A 22147-nucleotide genomic window follows, 5' to 3' on the forward strand; every position below is an offset into this window, starting at 1 on the left:
CGCAACCATCCGACGGCAACCCCGCCGCCGGCCGAAGCGGCACGCCTGCGTGTGCCGTACGCAGAGGAAATTTGCCCGATGACCGATACGACACTTTCGCAGTCCGCAGATCGAAGGGCATGGCTAAGCCTCATGGCGGTGCTGCCCTTGGTCCTGCTCGTCGCCATGGACGGTTCTATCCTTTATCTTGCCATGCCGCATGTGACCTCCAGCCTGAGGCCGACTGCCGACCAGGCGCTGTGGATCCTCGATATCTATGGTTTCGTCGTCGGATCGTTGCTGATCGCCTTCGGCAATATCGGCGATCGTTACGGTCGGCTGAGGCTCATCATGGTGGGCGCGGTGGTGTTCGGCGCAGGCTCGCTCGGTGCTGCCTATGCGCAAACGCCGCTCGGCCTGATCGCGGCGCGGGCGCTGATGGGGCTGGGCGGTGCGACGTTGCTGCCATCAGGGCTTGCGATCGTCAGCGCGTTGTTTCCTGATCCGCGGCTGCGGGCGCGGGCGATCGGCATCTTCGCGGCGACTTTCGCCGCCGGCTTTGCCATCGGCCCGCTGATCGGCGGCATGCTGCTGCGGCACTTCGAGTGGGGCGTCGTCTTCCTCATCAATGTTCCGGTCGTGCTGGCGTTCCTGGTTGCAGCGCCGATCCTGCTTGGCGAAGTCCGCTCAACGACCTATGGCCGGATCGACCTGCCGAGCCTCGCGCTGTCCTTCATCGGCATCCTGCTCTTTACCTGGTCGCTGAAGACGGCGGCGGCCGAAGGCTTCTCGATGCCGCAATCCCTGGCCGGTGCGATCGGCATTGTCGCCGTCGCGCTGTTCCTGCGCCGGCAGATGCGGATCGACTATCCGCTGCTCGACCTCAGCCTCTTCCGCGATCGCATCTTTTCGATCGCCATCCTGACGGGGCTTCTGTCTCTGGTCGTCTGGTCGGCCGCAAGCTACCTCGCCGGCATCTATCTGCAGTCGGTGCTCGGCTTCGATGTCTTCACGACCGCCTTGCTGACCCTGCCGGGTGCTGTCGTCCTCACCGCCACCTGTGTCGGCACGGCGCGGATCGTCGAGCGGATCGGCCGCAGGTCCGCCCTTATTGCCACCTATCTGCTGATCAGCGCAGGCGTTCTCCTTTTGCTGCTGACGAGCACCGAGGCGGGCGCTGCCATCTTCATCGCCTCCACTGTGGTCGCCGGCATCGGATACGGCCTGTCCTTCAGCCTGGTGGCCGAGGTCGCCGTATCGGCCGTGCCTGCTGAGCGCGCCGGTGCCGCCGGCTCGATCGCCGAGACCAGCAACGAACTGGGCAACGCACTCGGCATTACCCTGCTCGGATCCCTATCGGCCCTGTCGTTCCGCCTTCTCGGCCCCGGCATCGCCGGCACCCTCGACGAAACCCTCGATCACCCCGCCCTCGCACCTGACGTGATCGCACAAGCCAACCAAGCCTTCCTTACCGGCCTCCACATCGCCGTCGGCACCGGCGGGCTGCTGATGCTGGTGGCTGGCATCATCGCCTGGCTCTGGCTGCCGAAGACGTTGCCGGAGTAGAGAAGAGACGTGGTCGACGGGATGGCGTAGGTGGTTTTTGGGGGGGAGGCAGTGGCGCGCCGAATACGACGAAGCTGGGGACCACTATGTCATTGTGGCCCCATACAATTTATGAAGCGCCGATCGCGTTAGCGAAAAGCAGACGACGGCGCGCCAGCAACAGTTCTATCCACATGCCGTGCCTAGCACCCGAGCGGCATGGCTTTCCTTTTGGGCGATGAACTGAATAAGTTCAGCCTCATAGGCTGGCGGTACCGCGTCTTTCACCGATTTATGACTGCTTACAAGAGCCCACCATTCTGTGAGTTTTTGTGGAAGCGAGTCATTCAGTTTCCTTTCCGACACTCTATCGAAAACAGAAAAATACCGGAAAAGTGTTGCAAACACCGCGTCGACAAGGCCGAAGGCATCGCCCGCGAAGTATTTTTGCGGCTGAAAACGGTCATCGACAATCCGAAGTCGCTCCTCAAGCTCTCGCAACGAGATTGCGAAAGCGGATGCGTCGACATCGCGGTAGATAATGCGGGCGACGATATTCAGCATGCCATCCGCATAGGCCATCCAGGCTTCATGACAAGCGCGCGGCCAAGGATCGCTGGGCATCAGGCTTCCCTCTGTCACCTGATCCAGGTAACGGGCAATAACGCCGGATTCGAATAGCCATTCGTCGCGCCCAGCCCAAAATACCGGCACCTGACGACCCGGCGATATATCGCCGAGCCAGGCGGGCTTATTGTCGAGGTCGATATCGATCCGTTCAAAGTCAATGCCTTTTTCGATCATGACGATAACGACCCTTTGCACATAGGGGCACAATCTGTGCCCTACGATCTTGTAGGGTTCCAACGGCATGGCTCAACTGACCATGCAGTGGACATTGAGTTTGTTGCCGTCCAGATCGCGGAAATAGGCGGCGTAAAAGCCCTCGGCGCGAAATCCGGGCTTGCCTTCATCGACGCCTCCCAATTTCAAAGCCTTCTCATGCACCAAGTTAACCTGTGTCTGGCCGGATGCCGCGAGCGCAATCATTACGCCGTTGCCGACCGAATATTCTTTTCCGTTTTCAGGAACATGAATTGAAAAGGCAGCGCCGCCATTTTCGACTGCCCAGACGATGAAATCATCCATGTGCATCACCTGTTTTGCGCCGAACTCCGCCAATAATGCGTCATAGAAGCTTTCCGCGCGGGAAAGGTTGGCCGTGCCAAGCGAAGTGTATCCAATCATATCCATGTCCTTCATTGCCGTTGTCGATATGCGCTGAGGATATGCTGTTGCAGAAGAGACGGATATATGCATTTCTGAGGTCGACTATTGCAATTTTGAAATAAAGTTGGCCAGAATTTGGACTGGAACCTCGTCAAAGTGTTTCTCGCGGTTTGCGAAACGGGCTCTCAGGTTCGTGCCGCCAGGCTTGCCGGACTGAGCCATGCGACGGTCTTCCGGCACATTGCCCTGCTTGAAGAACAGACGGGCACGCGTTTGTTCGATCGTGTCAAAGGCCGGTTTGTGTTGACGGACGCGGGCAATGAAATGCGCGAGATAGGTCTCGGCATCGCCCGCTCTTTCGAGGCGATCGACCGTCGTGTAAGCGGCAGGGACGGAAATGCCGAGGGCATTGTGCGCCTTACCGCGCCGCGCAGTTTTGCCGACACCGTGTTGCCGCGTTATCTGATGAATTTCAGCGAGGCGCATCCCAACGTTCGGGTGGAACTTCTGGTTTCGAACCAGGAAATGAACATGTCCGACCGTGGCGCGGACGTCGCCTTGCGAGTCGCCCATAATCCGCCTGACCATCTTTGGGGGCGGCGTGTTCTCAATATCGATTGGGCTGTCTACGCGGCCCCCTCCTACCTCAAGACTGCTGCGCGGCTGGACGGTCCATCCGACCTTTCACAACATAAATTGGCCACACCGGCCGGACACTTGCTGCGTCATCCGGCTTTTCGTGACGTGTTGAATGAAAAGCAGCCTGTGACGGCAATCGCATGCGATGATCTCACCGCCATGGCGCGTCTGGCAGCGGAGGGCTGCGGTGTTGCGCTCTTGCCTGACGATTTGCGCCGTTCAGACCTGAAGCGGTGTTTCACCTATCACACGGCACCCGCGAACCCGCTCTGGGTGCTCACCCATCCAGACCTTCGGGGCGTACACAGAATATCGCTGCTGATGGGATTTCTTGCCAAAGAGTTCGTTCGAGATCCCTATTGGATGCGGACCGCTGAAAATCTCATCGACGAATAATAGATCTTCAAGTTCAAGGCTAAGCTGTCGTTTAGTCCCACTGCAACGAATTTCCGCTTTCAGAGTTCAATCATGAACCTTGAACATCCGAAATGAACGCGCAAAGCTGCAATATCACCTACAGCAATCAGTTTTCGACTTTGGGAGCCGATTGCGGACTTCGGTGCGCAGTATCGTTGCGGATTGGTGTAATTTTGGCGCACCCGACAGGATTCGAACCTGTGACCTTTGGAATCGGAATCCAACACTCTATCCAGCTGAGCTACGGGTGCATCCGTTTGCAGCGAGGCCGCCGAAGCGGGCTGTGAGCGGTTCATAGCTTAGCTTGCGCGTCGCTTCAATGGTGAAATGACGGAGTTCGCAGGGGAATTTGCGAGCGGCGTAAAAATTGCCGCCAAGGCAGCCCGTCGAATGGGCTTTTGCAACAAGCTTCCGGGGGAGCCGCGAGGAGCAAGACGGGGCAAACGGCGTGGTCCAACTGGCTGTCTGGGCGAGGGGGAATGTCGCAAATCCAGAAAATCAGCAGGGACATCGCCGGCGCTTGCCCGTCATATCGTCCTATGGCGCGTCCTTGTCCCAAGGCGCAGCCACCCATGCCTTAAAAAAATGGCCCGGCGTTTGCCGGGCCATTCGGTGTCTGCGATCAGGCGGTCTGCATGGCACCGGGGCCGGGGATCGCCTTGGGCGGGACCTTGCCCATGATGATCATGCCGAGCACCTCGTCCTTGGTGACATCCTCGGTGCGGGCCTGGCCGACGACCTGGCCGTTCTTCATCACCGACACCCGGTCGGCGAGGTCGAAGACGTCGTGGATGTCATGGCTGATGAGGAAGATGCCGATGCCTTCGCGCTTCAGCTGCTTGATCAGCTCGCCGACCTGGGCGGTTTCCTGCGGTCCGAGTGCTGCCGTCGGCTCGTCCATGATCAGGATCCGGGCGTCGAACAGGATGGCGCGGGCGATTGCCACCGATTGCCGCTGGCCGCCCGAAAGCGCCTTTACCGGCTCCTTGAAGCGCTGGAAGTTGGGGTTGAGGCGCCCCATGACCTCGCGGGCCTTGGCCTCCATCGCCACGTCGTCGAGCGTGCCCCAGGGGGTTCTCAGCTCGCGGCCGAGATAGAGGTTGGCGGCCGCATCGACGTTGTCGGCGACGGCGAGCGTCTGGTAGATCGTCTCGATGCCGTATTTCTTGGCGTCGCGCGGATTGCTAATGTCGGCGGCTTCGCCATTGATCAGGATTTCGCCGCCGTCGCGCTTGTAGGCGCCCGACAGGATCTTGATCAGCGTCGACTTGCCGGCGCCGTTATGGCCGAGAAGCGCCACCACCTCGCCGGGGTAGAGGTCGACGGAGGCGTTGTCGACCGCGTGGATGCCGCCGAAGGAGATGGAAATGTTCTTCATTTCCACGAGCGGAGTGCGTTGGTCTTTCATTGGTCGGACTCCTTCTTACTTGGCACGGGCGCGGTAGATCGTGTCGAGCCAGACGGCGACGACAAGAACCACGCCGACAACGATGCGCTGGAACGGACTATCGATCCCGAGCAGCACCATGCCAGACTGCAGCGATTGCATGACGAGGGCACCGATCATCGCGCCGGCGATCGTGCCGACGCCGCCGGCAAGCGACGTGCCGCCGATGACCGCGGCCGCGATCGTGTAGAGCTCGTCGAGCTCGCCTTGCGCGTTGGTGGCGGCATTGAGGCGGGCGGTCGAGATCGCCGCTGCGATGGCGCAGAGCACGCCCATGAGCATGAAGATCTTGACGGTGACCCAGCGGGTCTTGATGCCCGCAAGTTCGGCTGCCTCGGGGTTGCCGCCGAGCGCAAAGACGTAGCGGCCGAAGCGCAGGCGGGTGGCGATGAAGGTCATGACGATGCCGACGGCGATGGCGACCAGCACGGGGATGGCGATGCCGTGCGAGATCATCAGGCCGCCGTCCGGCCAGGCGATGCCGTTGGCATCGGCATATTTGCGGGCGATGTTGACCGGCCAGTAGTAGTTGTTGGCGATCGCGACCGCGCCCAGCACCAGGACGCAGCCGAGGATACCGAGGAAATATTCGGCCCAGACAGGCCGCAGCGGAAAGCCGAAGCGCTTGCGCTGCTTGCGCGAGTTGAGAATGGCGCCGACGATGGCGATGCAGGCGATGACGCCAACGATCCAGCTGGCCGTCGCGCCGATCGAACCTTCGGTGCCACCGCCCATCAGGCGGAAGGTGGAGTTCATCGGTGCCACTGTCTGGCCGCTGGTGACGAACCAGGTGGCGCCGCGCCAGACGAGCAGGCCGCCGAGCGTGACGATGAAGGCCGGCACGTTGAGAAAGGCGATGATCGAGCCCTGGAGCGCGCCGATCGCAGCACCGACGGCGATGCCGCAGGCCAGCGTGATGATCCAGATGGCGGGATGCTCGAGGCCTAGATATTGTGGCAGGACCTTCACCTGCATCACCGCCATGATCATGCCGCAGAAGCCGAGCACGGAGCCGACGGACAGATCGATGTTGCGGGTGACGATGATCAGCACCATGCCGGTGGCCATGACGGCGACGGACGAGGTCTGAACCGTCAGGTTCCAGAGGTTGCGCGGCGTCAGAAACAGGCCGCCGGTCATGATCTCGAAGCCGATCCAGATGATGGCCAGCGCGCCGACCATGCCGAGCAGGCGGGTGTCGATCTCGGTGGCGCGGAAAAAGCGCTTCACCGGGTTCTCGTCGGCGTTACGGGCCCGGTTGGCCTGGGTTCTTTGTGTCTGGTTGCCCTGTGTGATGTCGGCCATGGACGTGCCTTCCCCCCACTCTTTCGTTGATGTCATCGCGTCTGCCGGCGTCAATGGCCGGGTGGGACGCGACAAGTCTGATGATGAAGACAGCTGTCGAGCGCTTCTCTCGTCGGTGCCAATGCGTGCCCGAAGGTCTTGCCGCATTGTCCGCCCCGGCCGCACCTTGCGCAAGCGCCGCAACGGGGTGCGTTGCGGCGCTTGTTTCGAGGTCAGAGCTCAACCCTGTCCGGGCGGCTTATTTGCACGCAGCGACGTCGCCCTTGACGCCCTGGCAGGCTTCGTCCTTGGAGATCCAGCCGGCGTCGATGACGACGTTGAGGTTCTCCTTGGTGATCGGAAGCGGTGCGAGGAAGACCGACTGCATGGAAACGCCCTTCGGGCCGCCGTTGAAGGCAGTGACGCCGGCGATTTCTTCCATCTTCTTGCCGCTGGCGAGTTCGGCCGCGATTTCAGCCGCGCGCTTGCCAAGTTCACGCGAGTCCTTCCAGACCGACACGGTCTGGGTGCCGAGTGCCACGCGGTTCAGCGCCGCCTTGTCGGCGTCCTGGCCGGAGACCGGCACGGAACCGGCGAGGCCCTGGGCGTCGAGGGCAGCGATTGCGCCGCCGGCGGTGCCGTCGTTGGAGGCGACGACCGCATCGACCTTGTTGTCGTTGGCGGTCAGGAACTGCTCCATGTTCTTCTGGGCATTTTCCGGCTTCCAGCCGTCGGTATAGGCTTCACCGACATTCTTGATCTTGCCGGCGTCGACGGCTTCCTTCAGCACTTCCATCTGTCCGGAGAAGAGGAAGTCGGCGTTCGGGTCGGCAGACGAGCCCTTGATGAAGACATAGTTGCCTTCCGGCTTGACCTTGAACACTTCGCGAGCCTGCATGCGGCCCACTTCCTTGTTGTCGAAAGTGATGTAGAAGGCGGCCGGATTTTCGATCAGGCGGTCGTAGCCGACGACCGGAATGCCTTCGGCGGCAGCCTTTTCAATGGCCGGGCCGATGGCGTCGCTGTCCTGGGCGAGCACGATCAGCGCGTTGGCGCCCTGGGCGATCAGCGATTCGACGTCGGTCAGCTGCTTGGCAGCGGAAGACTGGGCGTCTGCGGAAATGTACTTGTCGCCGGATGCTTCAAGCGCTGCCTTGATGGCGGCTTCGTCGGTTTTCCAGCGCTCTTCCTGGAAGTTCGACCAGGAAACGCCGACCACCAGATCCTTGGCGATGGCTGCGGAATGCATCGACGCGATGATGGCAGCCCCGGCCATCAGCTTCAAAACGGATTTCATATTATCCTCCCGAGTGGCGACCGGCTGAGCGTGCGAACCTCCCGCACCATCCTCGGCCAGTCTTGCAACGCTGTCGAAATGCCACCGTAAAATTCTCCCGGCTTTATTTTCTCGACAGTCGAGAAAATGAATGTCAGAGAATCCGGAGCCTGTCAACACGGCCGCAACGGTGGCGTGCGGTCTGTTGAGACACCCGTTCGCAAGGCTTTTTACCGCTTCCATGGGACGGCGCCGACGGGCGCGGCGAGGACCTGCAGGAGATTGTCTTTGCATTTCAATCGTGTTGGCATCGCGGTCGATGGCGTGTCGGACGGCGCTGGACTTGGGCTTGCCGGGGCAAGATCAGGAGCCTCGCGCTTACCGGCGGCGATCGCATTGGCGGCACACCCCGCGAAACGCCGTTGCCAATCGAGCGTGTCCGAAATCACCTGTGGATTATTTCTCGACAGTCGAGAAAATCGATGGCAGAGATTGGCAAGGCTCTCGACAAGGTCGTCTTCGCCTTGCCTCGCCGCGCAACAGATGCTTTGGGAGGGCATGTGTTCGAAGGATCCGCCACCGGCAAGGACGTATGATGCTGACCAAGTCCAGCACTGAGATCGTGCGTCAGCAAAACAGCGCTCTCGTGCTTGCCGCGCTCCGGCGCGCCCGTAATCTTTCCCATACCGAAATTTCCGCCGCCACCGGGTTGGCGTCGGCGACCGTGTCGGCGATCACGGCCGAGCTCGAGCGGGTGGGGGTTATCGCCAAGGCCGAGCAGCAGGTGCAGGGCGGGCGAGGGCGCCCGCGTGTGCTGTTCACGCCGCGGCGCGACTGCGGTTATGTCATCGTCGTGCGCATCTCGTCCGATGTGGTGCAATATTCGCTGACCGATTACGGCGGCACGCTGCTCGACCGGTTCGAGGAGAGCCGCAATCACGACCAGCGCGGCACCACCGCTTTCGCGCAGGTCTTCGTCGAGGCGCTGGAGCGCCTGCTGCAGCGCTCGCGCCTGACGCGAGACCGGGTGCTGGCCGTCTCGATCAGCAGCAAGGGGCTCGTCGACACGGAGAACGACACGGCGCGGCTGCTCTGGTCGCCGGTGTTCGGCAGCGAGCCGCTTGATTTCGCAGCCCTTCTTGCGCCGGAGTGGCGCGCAAGGGTGACGCTCAACAACGAGACGCTGCTGGTTGCGCAGGCGCTGGCGGTAGAGGCGGAGCGCACGCAGGCTGGTGGCTTCCGCTCGCTTGCGGCCATTTCGCTCGGACACAGCATCGGTCTCGGTGTCGCGCGCAAGGGCCGGTTCGGCGAGATCGACGTGGCGGCCCCGAATTTCGGCCACATGCTGCACGCGCCCTCGGCGGGTCTCTGCCGCTGCGGCGCCTATGGCTGCATCGAGGCGGCTGCCGGCTTTTACGGCATCCTGAGGGCCGCCTTCGAAGTGCCGCCGGACACGATCCCGGCGAAGTTCGTGCCGATCGCCGAGATGGACAAGATCGCGGCAAGCGCCCGTCAGGGCCACCGCATGTCCGGCTACGCCTTTCGTCAGGCAGGCATCGCGCTCGGCAATGGCATTTCGCGCATGCTCAGTCTCTACGAGCGCATGCCGATCTACGTCACCGGCCCGGGCACGCGCTATTTCGACCTGCTGCAAGGCGGCCTCCAGGAGGGGGTATCGCAATCCCTGCAACTGAGGCTGCAGGGTGCACCCGACATCGCCGTCGTGCTCGACGAGCAGCGGCTGGTTTTCGACGGGCACCTCGAGCGCGCGCTAGGGGTGATCGACAGCGAGATCGCCACGGCCGGCGCCTCGTAAGCCGCGCGCGTGCCGCGTGTGTCAAAGGCGAACAATGCTCTCAATGCAATTTACAGTTATTTAGCAACTCCTTGTCAAAGTGACGTTGACGCGGGAGACGATCATGTTTTCAGTGATTGCATGCATACGCGACGACCACGATTGGCGCCTGGTGCTGGTTGCGGCCGTGGTTTGCCTGGCCGGTTGTGTCGCAACCATGCTGATGCTGCTGCGCGCCCAGCGCAGCGAAGGCAGCCAGCGCGGCCTGTGGATCGCGGCCTGCGGTTTTGCCTGCGGCATCGGCGTCTGGTCGACGCATTTCATTGCGATGCTCGCCTATGACGGCGGGATGACCATTTCCTATGGCGCATCGGGCACCGCGCTGTCGATCGTGCTTGCGATCGCCGCCGCCTGGGTTGCGTTCACCGTCGGGCTCGGCGCACGATCTCCGCACGCGCTCGCCGCAAGCGGCGTCATCCTGGGCGCCGGCATCGCCGCCATGCACTTTACCGGCATGCAGGCGCTCGAGATGCCCGGTCATATCATCTACGATGCCAGGTTCACGGTCGTCGCCATCGTTGCGGGCACCATGCTCGCCGTCGCGGCGCTCCACGCATTCCAGGTGCTGCGCAATGCCCGCCGGCTTGTCGTCTCGACGCTGCTTCTGGTCGTTGCCATCTGCGTCCTGCATTTCACCTCGATGAGCGGCATCACGCTGGTGCCGGCGCCGGACATTCCGGCCACGGACGTCATCCATCCGGCCTGGCTTGCCGGCGGGGTCATCGTGGCCTCGACAGTGCTGATCATCCTGGCGTTCGGCGCCCTGTTCGTCGATCGTCATCTGACGGACCTGCGCGGGCTTGCCAACGCGTCGCTGGAGGGCATGGCCATCGTTCACGAGGGCCGTATCATCGATGCCAACGAGCGTTTCGCGCGGCTGGCCGGGTGGAAGGTCTCCGAGCTGGTCGGCCGCGATCCGGCGGAGATTCTCGAATTCGGCGAGCAGGGCCCGGAAAACCGTCAGCGTGGCGATGCGCCCAAGGAGATCGAGCTTTCCAACCGGACGGGGCAAAGCGTTCCCGTGGAGTTCATGGGCCGCACCATCGAGTATCGCGGCCGCGAATGCGAGGTGATCTTCGTGCGCGATCTCAGCGCGCGCAAGGAGGCCGAACGCACGATTGAACATCTGGCACACCACGACGCGCTGACCGACCTTCCCAATCGCGGTTTCTTCGACCGTCGGCTGACCCAGGTGATGGCTGCCGCGGCGGCGAAGAATGAGCAGATCGCCATCCTTTGCCTCGACCTGGACCGCTTCAAGGCGGTCAACGACATCTTCGGCCATGGCGAGGGCGATCGCATCCTGAAAAAGGTCGCCGACATCCTGCGCAAGGCGGCCGGCGAGGGTGATACCGTCTCCCGGCTGGGGGGCGACGAATTTGCTATTCTCCAGGTGGGCGGCGCTCAGCCGGAGGCGGCACGCCACCTGTCGGACCGCATCCTGACGTATTTCGCCGCCGAGATGGACACGAACCGCGATCCGACCGCCGTCGGCGTCAGCATCGGCGCTGCGATCTACCCTGCCGACGGCGACACGGCGGATCGGCTGCGCAACAATGCCGACACGGCTCTCTACAGGGCGAAACAGTCGGGCAAGGGGATCGCCTGCTTCTTCAACACGGAGATGGACGAGGCCGTCCGCACGCGCCGGCAGATCGAAAACGACCTGCGCCATGCCGTGGTGCGCCGTCAGTTCTTCCTCGAATACCAGCCGCTGGTCGACCTGCGCGGCGACCGGATCCTCGGTTACGAGGCGCTGCTTCGGTGGATGCATCCGGAGCGCGGCCTGATCAGCCCCGATGTCTTCATCCCGATCGCCGAGCAAAGCGGCTCGATCATCCAGATCGGCGAATGGGTGCTGGAAGAGGCCTGCCGCGAGGCGACGAAATGGAACGAGCCGCTGCCGGTCTCGGTCAATATCTCGCCGGTGCAGTTCCTGCTTCCCAACCTGTTCGACCAGATCTTCAGCACCCTCAGGCGCACGGGTCTCGAGCCGCGCAGGCTGGAGCTCGAAATCACCGAGGCGGCGCTGCTGCACAATCGCGAGGACGTGCTCGCGACGCTCGGACGATTGCGGATCCACGGCGTGCGCATCGTCATGGACGATTTCGGCACCGGGCATTCCTCGCTCAGCAACCTGCAGACTTTCCCGTTCGACAAGCTCAAGATCGACTGCAGCTTCACCTCAGTCATCGACAAGGACCCCTCCGCACACGCGATCGTCAGGGCGATCATCGCGCTCGGCAACAGCCTCAACCTGCCCGTGGTCACGGAAGGCGTGGAAACGGAGCGCCAACGGCAGATCCTGGTCGACGAGGGCTGCCTGCAGGTTCAGGGGTTCCTGACCGGCCGGCCCGGCGTGGCGCCGAGCACGGGGCAGGAGGAACAGACGGGCGAGTGGGCAAGGACGCCACTGCGCGCCGACGGCTGACGGTATCGACCCTCAAAATGCAAACGGCCGGGCGCAGGGCACCCGGTCGCTGGTTTCCCGATGTGTTCGGCTGAAGGTCAGCCGACGCTGATCTGGCGCTTTTCCACAACCGACTTCACGGCGGCGTCGGCGAGTGCCAGCGCCGCGAGGCCATCCTTGCCCGACGGGCTGATTTCCGTGCCCTTTTCGATCGCGGAGATGAAGCTCTCGATCTCGTTGGCATAGGCTTCGGTGTAACGGGTCATGAAGAAATCGTGCAGCGGCGGGCGGGTGTAACCGTCACCATTGGCGATCTCGATCGAGACCGGACGCTGGTTTTCGGCCGAGACGACGCCCTTGGAGCCGTGCACCTCGATGCGCTGGTCGTAGCCGTAGGTGGCGCGGCGCGAGTTGGAGATGATCGCCTGCCTGCCCGATGCGGTCTGCAGGATGACCGAGACGCTGTCGTAGTCGCCGGCTTCGCCGATCGCCTTGTCGACGAGCACGGCTGCGGTCGCGGTGACCGAGACCGGCTCTTCGCCGAGCAGGAAGCGCGCCATGTCGAAGTCATGGATGGTCATGTCGCGGAAGATGCCGCCCGAACGTTTGATGTAGTCGACCGGCGGCGCGCCCGGGTCTCGGGAGGTGATCGTCACCATCTCGACATCGCCGATCTTGCCGGCGTCGATCGCCTTCTTGACGGCCATGAAATGCGGGTCGAAGCGGCGGTTGAAGCCGACCATCAGCTTGCCCTTGGTCTCGGCCACCACCTTCATGCAGGCCCGGACGCGGTCGACATCGAGATCGATCGGCTTTTCGCAGAAGATTGCCTTGCCGGCACGGGCGAAACGCTCGATCAGGTCGGCATGGGTATCGGTCGGGGTGCAGATGACGACGGCGTCGATGTCGGCCGATTTCTCGATCGCCTCGATGGTGCGAACTTCGCAGCCATAGGCCTTGGCGATGGCGTCGGCGGCCGCCGGGAAGGCGTCGGCCACGGCGACGAGCACGGCGTCGGGGTTGGCGCTGACGGCCTTTGCGTGAACCTTGCCGATGCGTCCGGCGCCCAGAAGACCAAATCTCACTGTCATCTCAGTTTCTCTCGAATTCCGGTACGCGACCGGGAAGGGGCGTGATGATCGGCGCTCATCGCGCAAAGGCGCCGCGGACGGCAATTCCGCGAATCGGTTGATGGGTGTGTTGGCATGCTGCGCCGGCGGATGCCGCGCGCTTTCCTCTCCCTGCTCGACCTTTCCCCCACCGATGCGCTCAGTACCATCGTTCGGAATGAAATGGTCGATGAAATCAATTTCGGAATTTTTATTCTATTTTCTGGCTGTCCGTCAAGAGCGTGAGATGGTCGCGGGCTTGCGGCGGCAGGCGAATCGCCCCTACAAGACATGCTCTTGAGATTACCAGCGCCAGCAGCCAGAGGACAGGATGATCAAACTCATCGACCCGGACCACGCCTTTTACCGACCGCTGTGGCGCCGGATCCTGATATTCCTGGTCTGCGCCGGCTGGGCGGCGCTCGAGTTCTATCACGACCAGCCCTTCTTCAGCATCATTGCGCTTGCGATCGCCGCCTATGTCGGCTCCTCGCTCCTGCTGTTCTACAAGCCGAGCGACAAGGCCGCGACCGTCGACGGATCGGCATCAAAGGACGAGCCCCCGAAGGCCGACAACGACGCGTGAGCGGCGCTCAGGCGGCCTGCACGATGCGCGATGCCTCGTCGATCAGCATGTTGGCGAGCTTCATGCGCACGGTGGCATTGGCGCGGTAGTCCTGCGGCAGCCGGTCGGGATGGTTCGTGGCGGCGAAGCTTCGCCGCTTGGCGGCAAGCGTCGCCAGCGTTTCCCGTTCATCGAGGTCCAGCTCCTCGGCAACCTCCTCAAGGCTGATGCGATTGAGAAACGCCGGCATCGGCTCTACCGGCGGTGGCTCGATGAAGGATGCATCGAAATAGGCGCGCTCGACGGTGCTGCGGGCAGCGGACGCACGCTCATTGGCACGGGCGATGAACGGGCTTGCGAACGAAGGCACGTGCAGGGTCGTTGCGACGTCCGTCACAACGGTCTCTTCTTCCTCCGTCTTCAGCCGTTCGAGAACCGACTGAAACACCGACATTGCGAACATGCAGCCCCCCTTTTTCCCGGCGCAAAATGCCGGATGGAGATTATGCCGGGCTGATCATCCACATCATGCTCGCCCCTGCTTCAGGATGAGGTCGTAGAGCAGCTTGGCGCTTGGCGGCAAGGCGCGGCCCTCGGCGGTAATCAATCCGTAGGGCTTGATGCGGATCGGGATCTCGGTCTTGAGGATACGGATCTCGCCTGCCGGCGTGCCGTTGCCGGCGATGAGGTTGGCGACGTCGAGCGCCACCGGCGCGATCGCATTGGTGTTGCGCACGATGGACAACGTCAGGATGATTGAGGACGTGTTGATGACGGTCGCCGGCAGACGGACGCCGGCGGAGATGAAGCTGTCCTCGACGGCGCGGCGCAGCAGCGTACCCGGCGGCTGGAACACCCAGTCATAGGCAGGCAGATCCTCGGCATCGACCACAGGCTTTTCGAGCAGGGGGTGGCCGTCGCGCACGATCAGGCAGACCTCCTCATAGCCGATCTCGACCATGTTGAAGAGCCTCGGGTTGAGGTCGTCAGGGATGCGTCCGACGACGAAGTCGTGGCGGGCGGCGAGCAGTTCGCGCGTCAGCACGTTGCTGTTTTCGATCTGGATATTGATCTCGATGCCGGGATAGGCGGTGATGACCTGGCGGATCGCCGGCACGGCGAGGTTGATCGCCGGACCGGTCACCGAGCCGATCGACACCGAGCCGCCGCTGCCGGTCTTCAGCTCGCTGATCTCGCGCGAGGCTTCACGCAGCTCCAGAAAGATCGTGCGCGCACGCCGCGCCAGCGCCTGGCCATAGCGCGTCAGCTCGACCCCGCGCGCCACCCGCTCGCAGATCGGCGCCTTCAGGATCGTCTCGATCTCGGCCAGCATGCGTGAGGCGGCGGGCTGCGAGATGCCGAGCGTCTCGGCGGCTGCGCTGATGCGACGATGATCGTCGATCGCCAGGATCAGCCGGAGGTGATTGATCTTCAGCCCCGAACGAAACAGCCCGCTGTCGAACTCTTCGCCGGCAATCCCTGTCGCGCCGGGCTTTGCGTCCTTCAGCATCATTCCCAATCCCGTTTTCAGAATGTTTCAAAAATCACACTGTTTTTGAGTATTATATCAATAATGGTATGCAAGCAAAGCGTTATTGTATTTGACAGTTATGGGTTTTGATTCCAGTTTTTGCTCATATGCCAGTGCATGTGGGAGCATGCGGGCGGGGAGGATTTCCTTCACCTGGATCTACCGCCGGAGACCAAGAGCTCCGGGCCGGTGGATCGCTGCGCATAGGACGGGGAGGCTGCGGGCCTGCCGGCTTCAACACATTTGGGAGAGACCTGATGAAACTAATTACCTCGCTTCTCGCAGCGGCTGCGATCTCCGTCGCTTCGTTTGCGGCGCCTGTCTTCGCGCAGGACAAGGGCACGGTCGGCATCTCGATGCCGACGAAGACATCGACCCGCTGGATCTCCGATGGCGAGACCATGGAGAAGCTGTTCAAGGAAGCCGGTTACACGCCGGACCTGCAGTTTGCCGACGATGACATCCCGAACCAGCTCGCCCAGATCGAAAACATGGTGACCAAGGGCGCCAAGGTTCTGGTCATCGGCGCCATCGACGGCACGACGCTGTCGGACATCCTTCAGAAGGCCCACGACGCCGGCGTCAAGGTCATTGCCTATGACCGCCTGATCCGCGATTCGGGCAATGTCGACTACTACGCCACCTTCGACAACTTCCAGGTCGGCGTGCAGCAGGCAACCTCGCTGGTTCAGGGCCTGAAGCTCGACGGCGCGACCGAGCCGAAGAACATCGAGCTGTTCGGCGGTTCGCCTGACGATAACAACGCCTTCTTCTTCTACGATGGCGCGATGTCGGTTCTGCAGCCGCTGATCGACAGCAATAAGATCGTCGTCAAGTCCGGCCAGAAGGGCATGGATCAGGTCGGTACGCTGCGCTGGGACGGTGCCGTTGCCCAGGCCCGCATGGAGAACCTCTTGTCGTCGAACTACACCGACGCCAAGGTCGATGGCGTTCTGTCGCCCTATGATGGCCTTTCGATCGGCATCATCTCGGCGCTGAAGGGCGTCGGCTACGGCTCGGGCGACATGGCTATGCCTGCCGTCACCGGCCAGGACGCCGAGCTGCCGTCGGTCAAGTCGATCCTTGCCGGCGAACAGTACTCGTCGATCTTCAAGGACACGCGCGAACTCGCCAAGGTCACCGTCGGCATGGTCAACGCGATCATGGAAGGCAAGGAGCCGGAAGTGAACGACACCAAGACCTACGACAACGGCGTCAAGGTCGTTCCGTCCTACCTCCTGAAGCCGGTTGCCGTCGACAAGTCCAACATCAAGGATGTGCTCGTCTCGTCCGGTTACTACACCGAAGACCAGATCAACAACTGATCAGGCCAAGCATCGGGGTCCGCGATCCGTCGCGGGCCCTTTTATCCGGGTGAGGGAGCCTGTATTCTCTTGCCGCCTGCCGCTGGAATGACTGATCATGGACAATATCATTCTCGAAATGCGTGGCATCACCAAGACGTTTCCGGGCGTCAAGGCGCTGGACAATGTCAGCTTCAAGGTTCGCGAAGGCGAGATCCACGCGCTGGTCGGCGAAAACGGCGCCGGCAAGTCGACGCTGATGAAGGTCCTGAGCGGCGTCTATCCCGCCGGCACCTATGACGGCGAGATCTATTACGACGGCGAGCCACGCCGCTTCTCGACCATCTCCGACAGCGAACATCTTGGTATCATCATCATCCACCAGGAGCTGGCGCTGGTGCCGCTGCTGTCGATCGCCGAAAACATCTTTCTCGGCAACGAGATTGCCACCAATGGCGTGATCCACTGGCCGCAGACCTTTGCCCGCACCCAGGAACTCCTGAAGAAGGTTGGCCTCAGCGAGCCGCCGGCGACGCTGATCACCGACATCGGCGTCGGCAAGCAGCAGCTGGTCGAGATCGCCAAGGCGCTGTCGAAGAAGGTGCGCCTTCTGATCCTCGACGAGCCGACAGCGTCGCTCAACGAGAACGATTCCGACGCGCTTCTGAAGCTCCTGATGGAGTTTCGCACCCAGGGCATGACGTCGATCATCATTTCCCACAAGCTGAACGAGATCCGCAAGGTCGCTGACCAGATCACCATCCTGCGCGATGGCGGCACCGTCGAGACGCTCGACTGTCAGACCGAGGATGTCGGCGAGGACAGGATCATCAAGGGAATGGTCGGCCGCGCCATGGAAGACCGTTATCCGCCGCGCGAGCCCAAGATCGGCGAGACGCTGCTGGAAGTGAAGAACTGGAACGTCTTCCACCAGCATCACCGCGACCGGCAGTTCCTCCACAACGTCAATTTCACGGTGCGCGCCGGCGAAGTCGTCGGCATTGCCGGGCTGATGGGGGCAGGGCGCACCGAGACGGCGATGAGCATCTTCGGCAAGTCCTGGGGCCACAAGATTACCGGCGACGTGCTGATGCGCGGCAAGCCGGTCGATGTCAGCACCATCCCGCGCGCCATCGACGCCGGCCTTGCCTATGTCACCGAGGACCGCAAGCAACTGGGTCTCGTGCTGATCAACAACATCAAGGAGAACACCACGCTTTCCAACCTGAAGGCGGTGGCCAAAAACGGCGTCATCGACGATCGCAAGGAGGTCAAGGTCGCCTCCGATTATCGTTCGAAGCTGCGCATCCGTTCGCACTCGATCTATCAGGAAACGGTCAACCTTTCCGGCGGCAACCAGCAGAAGGTGGTGCTGTCGAAGTGGCTGTTCACCAATCCGGAAGTCCTCATTCTCGACGAGCCGACACGCGGTATCGATATCGGCGCCAAGTATGAGATCTACACCATCATCAACCAGCTTGCAGCCGAGGGCAAAGGCATCCTGATGATTTCATCGGAGATGCCGGAGCTGCTTGGAACCTGCGACCGCATCTACGTCATGAATGAGGGCCGCATCGTCGCCGAGCTTTCGAAGGCGGAAGCGAGCCAGGAGTCCATCATGCGTGCCATCATGCGTTCAGGGGAGAAACACTAATGGTCGCCGATACGAGCACCCAACCCAACAAACCCTCGATCGGGGACTATCTGAAGAACAACATCCGCGAATACGGCCTGCTGGTCGCGCTGGTGGTCATCATGCTGTTCTTCCAGTTCGTCACCAATGGCGTGCTGTTCCGTCCGGTCAACATCACCAATCTGGTGCTGCAGAACTCGTTCATCGTCATCATGGCGCTGGGCATGCTCTTGATCATCGTCGCCGGGCATATCGACCTTTCGGTCGGATCGATCGTCGCCTTCATCGGTGCGATATCGGCGATCATGCTGGTCAAGTGGGGCCTGCCGGCGATCATCGTCATTCCCGCCTGTCTTGTGGTCGGCGGTATCATGGGGGCGGCACAGGGCTACTGGGTCGCCTACCAGAAGATTCCGTCCTTCATCGTCACGCTCGCCGGCATGCTCGTCTTCCGCGGATTGACCTATGTGGTGCTCGGCGGCCGTCCGATCGGACCGTTCCCCAAGGAATTCCAGCTGCTTTCGACTGGCTTCGTCCCGGATTTTCTCTACTTCCTCAATCCCAAGCCTGACCTGATCCAGAACATGGTGGCTCTGGTGGCGGTACTGGCTCTCGTCGCCTACGCCGTCTATGCCGGTGTGCGCAATCGCCGTGTCAACGAGCAGCACGGTAGCGAAAACGAGCCCTTCGTCTTCTTCGCCATCCAGATGGCGGTGATCGCCGTCGTCGCGCTGTTCATAGGCTACCAGCTTTCGACCTATCGCGGTCTGCCCAACGTGCTGATCGCCATGGGCGTGCTGATCGCGCTCTATACGTTCGTGACCACGCGCTCGACGGTCGGCCGTCGCATCTATGCCATGGGCGGCAACGTCAAGGCGGCGAAGCTGTCGGGTATCAACACCGAGCGGCTGACCTTCTACACCTTCATCAACATGGGTGTTCTGGCGGCACTTGCCGGTATGATCATCACCGCGCGCTTGAACTCGGCGACGCCGAAGGCCGGTGTCGGCTTCGAGCTCGACGTCATCGCCGCCTGCTTCATTGGCGGCGCCTCGGCCTCGGGTGGTGTCGGCAAGATCACCGGCGCGGTCATCGGCGCCTTCATCATGGGCGTGATGAACAACGGCATGTCGATCATGGGCATCGGCATTGACTACCAGCAGCTGATCAAGGGGCTGGTGCTGCTCGCGGCCGTATTCTTCGACGTCTACAACAAGAACAAGGGCTGACGAACGACCGAACGGCCCGGATCGAACCAGTACCATTGAAAGGGCAGCTCCGGCTGCCGGGAGTGACAGCCCGGACTGTCAGGATTGGGTGGCGTGAGCCACCCGAGGGGCGGCGGTTTGCCTGGGATCGGGCAAAGCAACAGGCCCATTGGATGCAAGGAAGGACAGGATCGTGCTGATTTCTCAGGTCAGAAACGAAGACGGATCGATAACGGTGGCCGTGCGTGCTGCGGGCGAAACCGCTCGTGCCGTCAACGGCGCGGCGAGCGTCTACACGCTTGCGATGGAAGCGGCCAATGCCGGGCGCAGCCTCAAGGAGACGATCGAGGCCAGGGGGCTTGGCGCTCCGATCGATCTCGAGCAGGCATATAACGACGGCCGCCTGCTGCCGCCGATCACCCATGCCGATCCGGCCCATCTGCATCTGACCGGCACGGGGCTTACGCATCTGGGCTCTGCCGCCACCCGCGACGCCATGCACAAGAAGGCGAACGAGACGGCCGAGGAGACGCTGACCGACTCGATGAAGATGTTCCGCATGGGGCTCGAGGGCGGCAAGCCGAAACAAGGCGAAATCGGCGCCCAGCCCGAATGGTTCTACAAGGGTAACGGTACGTCTGCCGTCGCGCCCGGTTCGGCGCTGGTCTCGCCTGCCTTCGCTGAGGATGGCGGCGAGGAGCCGGAGATGGCCGGCATCTACGTGATCTCCGACAAGGGCGTGCCGTTCCGCATCGGCTTTGCCGTCGCCAACGAGTTTTCCGACCACAAGACAGAGCGGGTCAACTATCTCTGGCTCGCCCATTCGAAACTGCGCCAGGCGAGCTTCGGACCGGAGATCCGTGTCGGCGCTGCGCCGGAGGACGTGCGGGGCACCTCGCGAATCCTGCGTGGCGGCAAGGTCTTGTGGGAGAAGCCGTTCCTGTCGGGCGAGGCCAACATGTCGCACAGCTTTGCCAACCTCGAACACCACCACTTCAAGTACGGCCTGTTCCGCCAGCCGGGCGACGTCCACGTGCACATGTTCGGCACGGCGACGCTGTCCTTCGGCGACGGCATCCGCACCGAGGAGGGCGACGTTTTCGAGATCGAGGCTGCCGGGTTCGGCCTGCCGCTGCGCAACCCGCTGGCGATCGCGGCGGACGAACCGGTCGCGATCCATCAGCTCTAACGGAACCGAGATGCCCCGGGGAAGGCCGTTCAACTGCGGCCGTCCCGCGACGAGAAGATGAAGGAGGCCGCGGCCATGACATTGCACCAGAACCTGATTGCCGGCGAATGGGTCGGCGGTGATGGCGTTGCCAACATCAATCCGTCCGACACCAACGACGTGATCGGGGAGTATGCCCGCGCCTCTGTGGACGATGCGAAGGCTGCGATCGCTGCCGCCAAGGCCGCCTTTCCTGCCTGCTCGCGCTCGGGCATTCTCGAGCGCCATGCGATCCTCAGGAAGACCGCCGACGAGATCCTGGCGCGCAAGGACGAGCTCGGGCGGCTTCTGTCGCGCGAGGAAGGCAAGACATTGGCCGAAGGCATCGGCGAGACCGTGCGCGCCGGCCAGATCTTCGATTTCTTCGCCGGCGAGGCGCTCAGGCTGGCCGGCGAGGTCATCCCCTCGGTGCGCCCTGGTATTGGCGTCGAGATCACCCGCGAGCCGGTCGGTGTCGTCGGCATCATCACGCCGTGGAATTTCCCGATCGCCATCCCCGCCTGGAAGATCGCGCCGGCGCTGTGCTACGGCAACACCGTCGTCTTCAAGCCGGCCGAACTGGTGCCGGGCTCATCCTGGGCGATCGTCGACATTCTCCATCGCGCCGGGTTGCCGAAGGGCGTGTTGAACCTGGTGATGGGCAAGGGTTCGGTCGTCGGCCAGGCGATGCTCGACAGCCCCGATATTCAGGCGATCACCTTCACCGGTTCGACCGGAACCGGCAAGCGCGTGGCGCTCGCCTCGGTCGAGCACAATCGCAAGTACCAGCTGGAAATGGGCGGCAAGAACCCGTTCGTGGTGCTCGACGATGCCGATCTGACCGTCGCCGTCGAAGCGGCCGTCAACTCCGCCTTCTTCTCCACCGGCCAGCGCTGCACCGCGTCGTCGCGCATCATCGTGACCGAAGGCATTCACGACCGCTTCGTTGCCGCGATGGGCGAGCGCATGAAGGGGCTTGTCATCGACGACGCGCTGAAGGCCGGTACTCATATTGGCCCGGTGGTCGACCAGAGCCAGCTCGACCAGGACACCGACTATATCGCCATCGGCAGACAGGAAGGCGCAAAACTCGCCTTCGGCGGCGAACGCGTGCAGCGCGACACACCCGGCTTCTACCTTCAGCCGGCACTGTTTACCGAGGCGAGCAACGGCATGCGCATCAGCCAAGAAGAGATCTTCGGGCCGGTCGCCGCGGTGATCCGGGTGAAGGACTATGACGAGGCGCTCAGCGTGGCCAACGACACGCCGTTCGGACTGTCGTCGGGCATCGCCACCACCAGCCTGAAACATGCGACGCATTTCAAGCGCAACGCCGAGGCCGGCATGGTGATGGTCAACCTGCCGACCGCCGGCGTCGATTTCCACGTGCCTTTCGGCGGCCGCAAGGGCTCCTCGCACGGCTCGCGCGAGCAGGGCCGCTACGCCGCCGAATTCTACACAACCGTCAAGACGGCTTACACCCTGGCCTAAGGGGGCGCCGTCCAGGG

At 62.4% G+C, this 22147-nt stretch carries 18 protein-coding genes and 1 tRNA gene; 10 read left to right on the top strand and 9 right to left on the bottom strand.

Translation table 11 applies throughout. The features are described from left to right. Positions 1-78 precede the first annotated feature (78 nt). Entirely contained in the window at positions 79-1545 is a 1467-nt protein-coding gene (locus RTP54_RS21270) for an MFS transporter (RefSeq protein WP_312365714.1), read from the top strand. A gap of 165 nt (positions 1546-1710) precedes the next feature. On the opposite strand, the gene RTP54_RS21275 is transcribed toward RTP54_RS21270, so the two are convergent. Both RTP54_RS21275 and RTP54_RS21280 read right to left on the bottom strand, forming a co-directional pair. Beyond that, entirely contained in the window at positions 1711-2397 is a 687-nt protein-coding gene (locus RTP54_RS21275) for a glutathione S-transferase family protein (RefSeq protein WP_312365715.1), read from the bottom strand. A 3-nt stretch (positions 2398-2400) separates the two neighbouring features. Continuing rightward, positions 2401-2787, bottom strand: coding sequence for a VOC family protein (locus RTP54_RS21280; protein WP_312365716.1), 387 nt, complete (start codon positions 2785-2787; stop codon positions 2401-2403). Between the two features lie 102 nt (positions 2788-2889). Between RTP54_RS21280 and RTP54_RS21285 the strand changes: the two genes are divergently transcribed. After that, positions 2890-3789 carry a LysR family transcriptional regulator gene (locus tag RTP54_RS21285; protein WP_312365717.1) on the top strand — a complete coding sequence of 300 codons (900 nt, stop codon included), beginning with the start codon at positions 2890-2892 and terminating at the stop codon, positions 3787-3789. A 195-nt stretch (positions 3790-3984) separates the two neighbouring features. Here the strand turns inward: RTP54_RS21285 and RTP54_RS21290 are convergent. The 4 genes from RTP54_RS21290 to xylF form a co-directional block, all read right to left on the bottom strand. Then, positions 3985-4061, bottom strand: a tRNA-Arg gene (locus RTP54_RS21290). A 371-nt stretch (positions 4062-4432) separates the two neighbouring features. Then, positions 4433-5218 (bottom strand): ATP-binding cassette domain-containing protein, encoded by a 786-nt coding sequence (locus tag RTP54_RS21295; protein ID WP_025428054.1) that lies wholly within the window; start codon positions 5216-5218, stop codon positions 4433-4435. 15 nt (positions 5219-5233) lie between these two features. Next, positions 5234-6562 (bottom strand): sugar ABC transporter permease, encoded by a 1329-nt coding sequence (locus RTP54_RS21300; RefSeq protein WP_112810671.1) that lies wholly within the window; start codon positions 6560-6562, stop codon positions 5234-5236. Between the two features lie 238 nt (positions 6563-6800). After that, positions 6801-7838, bottom strand: a complete 1038-nt coding sequence (xylF, locus tag RTP54_RS21305) for a D-xylose ABC transporter substrate-binding protein (RefSeq protein WP_112810672.1) — start codon at positions 7836-7838, stop codon at positions 6801-6803. 574 nt (positions 7839-8412) lie between these two features. Between xylF and RTP54_RS21310 the strand changes: the two genes are divergently transcribed. Together RTP54_RS21310 and RTP54_RS21315 are read left to right on the top strand one after the other, a co-directional pair. Continuing rightward, positions 8413-9633 carry an ROK family transcriptional regulator gene (locus RTP54_RS21310; protein ID WP_112810702.1) on the top strand — a complete coding sequence of 407 codons (1221 nt, stop codon included), beginning with the start codon at positions 8413-8415 and terminating at the stop codon, positions 9631-9633. A 103-nt stretch (positions 9634-9736) separates the two neighbouring features. Next, the gene (locus tag RTP54_RS21315; protein WP_112810703.1) at positions 9737-12103 is read left to right on the top strand and encodes an EAL domain-containing protein; all 2367 of its coding nucleotides are present in this window, start codon (positions 9737-9739) and stop codon (positions 12101-12103) included. Positions 12104-12180: 77 nt separating this feature from the next. Here RTP54_RS21315 and iolG read toward each other — a convergent pair whose 3' ends face one another. Then, complete coding sequence (iolG, locus tag RTP54_RS21320) at positions 12181-13173, bottom strand: inositol 2-dehydrogenase (protein ID WP_312365718.1); 993 nt, start codon at positions 13171-13173, stop codon at positions 12181-12183. Positions 13174-13522: 349 nt separating this feature from the next. Here iolG and RTP54_RS21325 point away from each other — a divergent pair, with 349 nt between their 5' ends. After that, positions 13523-13777 (top strand): hypothetical protein, encoded by a 255-nt coding sequence (locus RTP54_RS21325; RefSeq protein ID WP_312365719.1) that lies wholly within the window; start codon positions 13523-13525, stop codon positions 13775-13777. 7 nt (positions 13778-13784) lie between these two features. Here the strand turns inward: RTP54_RS21325 and RTP54_RS21330 are convergent, their stop codons facing one another. Both RTP54_RS21330 and RTP54_RS21335 read right to left on the bottom strand, forming a co-directional pair. Continuing rightward, positions 13785-14219, bottom strand: a complete 435-nt coding sequence (locus RTP54_RS21330) for a hypothetical protein (protein WP_312365720.1) — start codon at positions 14217-14219, stop codon at positions 13785-13787. Between the two features lie 63 nt (positions 14220-14282). Then, a complete protein-coding gene (locus RTP54_RS21335; protein ID WP_112810704.1) occupies positions 14283-15266 on the bottom strand; it encodes a LysR family transcriptional regulator in 984 nt (327 codons plus the stop codon). 278 nt (positions 15267-15544) lie between these two features. On the opposite strand from RTP54_RS21335, the gene chvE reads away from it, so the two are divergent. From chvE to RTP54_RS21360, 5 genes are all read left to right on the top strand, one after another. Further along, positions 15545-16612 (top strand): multiple monosaccharide ABC transporter substrate-binding protein, encoded by a 1068-nt coding sequence (chvE, locus tag RTP54_RS21340; protein WP_112810676.1) that lies wholly within the window; start codon positions 15545-15547, stop codon positions 16610-16612. A 97-nt stretch (positions 16613-16709) separates the two neighbouring features. Next, entirely contained in the window at positions 16710-18245 is a 1536-nt protein-coding gene (mmsA, locus tag RTP54_RS21345; RefSeq protein WP_112810677.1) for a multiple monosaccharide ABC transporter ATP-binding protein, read from the top strand. Beyond that, the gene (mmsB, locus tag RTP54_RS21350; protein ID WP_112810678.1) at positions 18245-19453 is read left to right on the top strand and encodes a multiple monosaccharide ABC transporter permease; all 1209 of its coding nucleotides are present in this window, start codon (positions 18245-18247) and stop codon (positions 19451-19453) included. Before mmsA ends, mmsB begins: the two co-directional genes overlap by 1 nt. Before the next feature lie 172 nt (positions 19454-19625). After that, on the top strand, positions 19626-20621 hold the full coding sequence (gene araD1, locus RTP54_RS21355) for an AraD1 family protein (protein ID WP_312365721.1): 996 nt from the start codon (positions 19626-19628) through the stop codon (positions 20619-20621). A gap of 75 nt (positions 20622-20696) precedes the next feature. Beyond that, positions 20697-22130, top strand: coding sequence for an aldehyde dehydrogenase family protein (locus RTP54_RS21360; protein ID WP_312365722.1), 1434 nt, complete (start codon positions 20697-20699; stop codon positions 22128-22130). Positions 22131-22147 lie beyond the last annotated feature (17 nt).

Source organism: Ensifer sp. (assembly GCF_031989085.1).
Lineage (GTDB): Bacteria > Pseudomonadota > Alphaproteobacteria > Rhizobiales > Rhizobiaceae > Ensifer.